This window comes from Desulfofundulus luciae, assembly GCF_030813795.1.
In the GTDB taxonomy this organism is placed as follows: Bacteria; Bacillota; Desulfotomaculia; order Desulfotomaculales; family Desulfovirgulaceae; genus Desulfofundulus; species Desulfofundulus luciae.
Genome location: NZ_JAUSUX010000050.1, coordinates 1 through 4,512, shown reverse-complemented (window position 1 = coordinate 4,512; position 4,512 = coordinate 1). Strand labels below are relative to the sequence as shown.

Here is a 4,512-nt window from a genome sequence, read left to right as displayed (position 1 = left end):
AGGCTGGTCATCTCCCGGACTTTCTCCTGCAGGCCGGCAGATGCATCGCCGAACCTCCTCCTGAGGTATTTGCAGATGGCGTCCTGTTTTGCTTCAACCTTACCCCTGGCCTCGCCCCTGGCCTCTGCCTCGGCGCGCTCTTCCCTGACCCACTCCTGGAAAATCGGTGATTCCATGACCATTTCCCTCCTTATCATCGATAGTACTAGCTCAGGCGGGTACTTACCGCCGGCCAGTATCGCCATGGCCGCCAGCAGGTCCTGCCGCAGCGATCCGTCCTCTATTTCCTGCACGGTGTCTATACATTTCTTCAGTGCCTGCTCGAGGCTTTCCTTTGCATCCTCGCCTTTCATCAACGGCAGCAGGGGGTAAAGCCCCACCAGTTTGGCGGTTATCACCGGTTGCCTGCGCTCTTCCCACACCCGGATCACCGTATAGGAATATTCCAGCCCTCCCGTATCCCACCGGTCACTTAACCGGTGCAGCCCATTGTCGTCTTCCTTGTAGAAAAACATCACCACCTGGCGTATGGACGGGGTGCTCCTTCCGCCAGCCAGCGTGGCCTCCCATATGTCGCTGCGGTAGCGCAGCATGCGGGCCGGCAGCGCCTCGTCGCGGTAGCCCATAGGCTCGAAGTGAAGCAGGTACGGGCTGCTGGGGTCATCTATTTCCAGTACGTTATCCAGCCGGGATTCCTTTCTGGGGGTGTACTCCGTTTTATAGGGCCTTACCCATTCTTCCCTGCTGCCCGGTTGCACGTATCTGGCCCAGTCGGCAGGCCGGCGCTGGAACAGCCACTTTATTGGTATGTCTATCCTGGGCATTTACGTTCATTCACCCTCTTCTGGATAACTCGTAAGATCCCCACCAGCCTCTAAAAAATTAGCTTATCTCCTTTCCTGAATTATACCACACGGAACGGGGATCTGGTACGTCGGGATGCCGGGGTGGCCTGCTTGAAAAGTAAATCCCCCCGCTGACGTAGCTACCGGGGAAGGCCCACGCCCAATACGTTAATAAGTTAAGTGCCTGGCACCATCTATCAAAAAGGCCCCCGGGAGATTTTACATCTCCCGAAGGCCCTGCAGGATTACCCGTTCAGCTTTTCCAAAAGCCGCAGGATCATGGCACTGGCTTCCGCCCGCGTGACACTGCTGCCCGGCTTGAAGCTGCCATCCGGGTATCCCCCCACAATACCCGACGCGGCAGCGGTATTCACCGCGTTCTTCGCCCAGGCCGGGATCGCGGCTGCATCGGTAAATTTCGCCGCCTGACCGGTTACCGCGCCCTGCCGGGCCTCCAGCACCCGGCTCAAGATGGCCGCCAGTTCGACCCGGGTGACCGGATTACCGGCCTTAAAGGCCACACCGCCCTGTACGGGATAGCCCTTCAAAATGCCTTCCTCAGCCGCGGCGGCAACGGCGCCGCGCGCCCAGGCCGGGATGGCGTTTTTGTCGGCATAGTTCAGGGCGGTCTCATCCACCGGCTGCAGCTTCAACGCCCGTGCCAGGATGGAGGCGATTTCCGCCCGGGTGATCTTGTTGTTGGGCCGGAACGTGCCGTCCTCATAGCCGCCGATCACACCCATACCGGCCAGCTTAGAGACCGTTTCAGCGGCCCAGTGGCCCTGCATGTCCTTGAACTCTGCAGTTATAGAAGGCTTTTGCCCGTCAGCCGGCTGAGTGCCAACTGTTCCTCCACCGGGTCCGCTACTGGAACCGGTACCCGCTGCAGGCTTCGCTGCAGTCCGGAAATCAACGGCCACTTCCTTTTTATTACCGGCCCGGTCTTTCACGGTCACCTGCAAAGTGTACCCGGTGTCGTAAGCAAGCGCTGCAGAAGGCTTCACTTTTAAAACCCTGCCGTCGACAGATGCACTTGCGGCTACAGCCTGCTTTGTGGCTTGAACAATGAATTCTGCCTGAACACTATCTGCAGCCAAATCCTCATCAAAAGTTAAAGTGAACGTCTCATCAACGGCCACTCCGGCGGCCCCACTGCCCGGATTTGAACTGAGTAAGGCCGGGGCAATGGTATCGCTTGAGCTACTACCACCGGAATCACCGGACCCGCCCGAACCACTGGACCCGCCGGTCCCGCTGGAGCTGCTGGTCCCTCCTGAGCTTCCCAAACTACCCGACCCGCTGCCGGCATTCAGATCGACCGTCAGGTTCACCTGGCGGACATCGCCGCTGGTCCACGTAACTGCAGGGCTGGCGTGAGCCATATATGCGGTGCCGTTGACGACCACCATAAAGTCCACCGGCCGCCCCTGATCATCAGCCGTACCGGCTACCACCAGTTTGGGGTCGAAACCTCCCGGGCCGCCGTACAGGCCGCGGGAAATATCAATTTGACCGCACTTCTTTCCGCCGATGTAGGCCTCCACCGTGCCCGACTCCACCGGCTGGCCGGCCGTGTTATTCACGGAACCGTAGTAGGCCGCGGGAAGGGGCGGAATTTCCCCGGCGTTTTGGGCCGCCGCAACGCCAGCCGCGGCCAGGACAAACAGCAGGGCCAGCATCACCACCAATACCGTCTTACCGCGCACAAAATCCCCCCTTAAAATTTGTAAAAGTTGCATTTAGCTGCCGCCAAAATCTTATCACAATCCGTGTTTAATTGCAATCACCAAATGCAATATATTTGCAAAAATGTCACGGAGGCGCCCAGAGTTGAGCGCCTCCGGTAAGAAACGGTTTTATTCTATTTTTTCCAGCAGGCGAAGGATCATGGACGCGGCCTCAGCCCTGGTAACATTGTTCTGGGCCCGGAAGGTGCCGTCCTGATAACCGCCTACCACCCCGGCTGCGGCTGCGGTATTCACCGCGTCCTTCGCCCAGGCCGGGATTTCTGCCGCATCGGCAAATTGCACCGGTTGGCCGGTTATTTTACCCAGCCTGTCTTCAAGCACCCGGCTTAAGATGGCGGCCAGCTCGGCCCTGGTAACGGGGCTGGTGGCTTTGAACGCCACGCCGCCCTGCACGGGATAGCCCCTCACCAAACCCTCCTTAATCGCCGCAGCCACTGCGCCGCGGGCCCAGGCGGGTATGGTATTGCTGTCAACAAACTTGAGGGTAGATTCATCCACCGGCTGCAACTTCAAGGCCCGCACCAGAATCGAGGTAATCTCGGCCCGGGTGATCTTGTTGTTGGGCCTGAAGGTACCGTCCTCATAACCGCCGATCACGCCCATGCCGGCCAGCTTGACCACGGTGGCCTCCGCCCAGTGGCCGGCCATGTCCTTGAACTCAGGCTTGGGCTGCTCCGCGGGCGGCTTGGGTTGCTCCGCAACGGTGGTGAAGGTGAAGGTGTAGTCGCTGGACAAGCCGTAGCCCTCGCTATCCTTCACCGCACCGGCGGGGATGACCAAGGTATAGATCGCGCCGTAGTCAAGCGCCGCCTTCGGCTTGATGTAGAGGGCACTCCCGTCAATGCGTGCGGTCACTTCCACAACCTTGCCGGCGGCATCCTTTAAAGTGATTTTTGCAAAATCATTGCCTTCGCTGACGATCTCGTTGAACAAAATCTTTATTTCTTTGTCCACGGGTACACCGGTGGCCTTATCAGCGGGGTCGGTGGTGGACACGTACGGCATCACTGTGCCGCCGCCACCGTCGCCTCCGCCGCCGCCACCGCCTCCTCCGCCACCACCGCCGGAGGAGGCAGTTACAGTGTAAGCAAAGCTCGCCTCATCACTGGTGAGGGCGTCCTTCACGGCCACGGCGCGAACGGTAGTGGTTGACGTCAGCGTGATTGGCGCCGTGTAGGTGGTCTGCGGAGCGGCGTTCAGCCCGTAAAGGATGGTGGCGCCGGATTCCGCCGCCAGGGTCACCTGCACGCTACCCGTGTAACTACCGGGTGCCGGATTGGCCGTGGGAGGCGCTGGGGCGTTGGCCGCGGTGAAGGTGCTGAAGGAGGTCTGGCTGACTTCCACATACCCGCCCCCGCTGCTCATTTTACCGCCAAGGTTAACCCAGCGGTCGCCCACCAGCTTGAACACCCGCACCCGCTCGCCGGCTGGCGCGGGCAACCGCAAGATGACCGGCTGCGCCAGGGTCACGTTCTCGATCTTGATTTCAAAGACCTGACCGATGGCGCTGGCCCCGGGAAGCCCCGTCTTGTCCACGGGCTTGAAGGTGATCGTGGCTGCGCTGTTAAAGGCGCCCTGCGGGATCTCCAGTTGGGCGCCGCCCTGGTTCAGGACCGCGCTGGAGGCTCCCGGCGGCACGGTGAAGTTGTCCAGCCTGCCGTCAGAAGGCACGCTTATCTCTACCTTCGATCCCGCCTGGGCGGCGGTGGTGAAGCTGAACACGCAGGCCTGAGCCAGTTCGTTACCCGCCGCGTCCTTGACCGCACCCGCAGGGATGGTGACGGTGTAGCGCTTGTAGTAGGCCAGGTCAGATGCGGGCTTCAAGTGTATTTGCTACTATAAAACTGATCCATTTTTAGCCCCTGTGATATTGTCAAACTGATCCACCCTGGAAGCCGTGGTAGACAAAATGATACTGT

At 59.9% G+C, this 4,512-nt stretch carries 3 protein-coding genes; all 3 read right to left on the bottom strand.

Annotation, left to right across the window (positions count from 1 at the left end; translation table 11 throughout):
* On the bottom strand, positions 1-824 hold an 824-nt coding region (locus J2Z49_RS14515), incomplete at its 3' end, for an RpnC/YadD family protein (RefSeq protein ID WP_307403879.1).
* Between the two features lie 266 nt (positions 825-1,090).
* Positions 1,091-2,551: an S-layer homology domain-containing protein gene (locus tag J2Z49_RS14510; protein ID WP_307403877.1), complete on the bottom strand. Its 1,461-nt coding sequence runs from the start codon at positions 2,549-2,551 to the stop codon at positions 1,091-1,093.
* 150 nt (positions 2,552-2,701) lie between these two features.
* Entirely contained in the window at positions 2,702-4,417 is a 1,716-nt protein-coding gene (locus J2Z49_RS14505; protein ID WP_307403875.1) for an S-layer homology domain-containing protein, read from the bottom strand.
* Between the last annotated feature and the right edge of the window lie 95 nt (positions 4,418-4,512).